This is a genomic window from Massilia frigida (assembly GCF_011682175.1).
Classification (GTDB): Bacteria; Pseudomonadota; Gammaproteobacteria; order Burkholderiales; family Burkholderiaceae_D; genus Telluria_A; species Telluria_A frigida.
In genome coordinates, this window is the sequence record NZ_WHJG01000178.1 from 1 (window position 1) to 466 (window position 466).

Annotated in this window: 1 protein-coding gene; it reads right to left on the bottom strand. The window is 63.5% G+C overall.

All coding sequences use genetic code 11. The annotated features are described in order from the left end of the window. The coding region (locus F2P44_RS34570) for a transposase (RefSeq protein ID WP_167094620.1) at nucleotides 1-466 on the bottom strand (466 nt) is incomplete at both ends.

A 466-nucleotide genomic window follows, 5' to 3' on the forward strand; every position in this document is an offset into this window, starting at 1 on the left:
CCATCGCATCGTTGGCCAAGGCGATCACGTGGAAGCGGTCGAAGCTGATCTGGGCCTGCGGCAATTGCTCGGTGACGCCCTTGATGTAGGCCTGGCCCATGTCCATGCAGACGTGCTCGATCCGCTGCGGCTGCCCGCCATGGGCGATCAGATCGGCCTTGAAAGCGCCCACCGTCTCGTGGTCGCGGCCTTCGGTGGCAAACAGCAGGCGCTTGGCATCGAAGTCGTGAACGACCGTTACGTACTGGTGACCGCGCCGAAGGCTGGTCTCGTCGATTCCGATGAGCTTCACCTCGCTCATGTCATCCTTGCCGCGCGCCACCGCGACGTAATGGCCGACGCTGCGCCACAGGCGATGCGCCGTCACACGCAGCAGCCGGGCAGTCTCGGCCACGGTCATTGTTTGGCACAAGGACATGGCCAGAGCCTCGAACAGTAGAGTGAAATGACTGCCAGGGCGCGACCA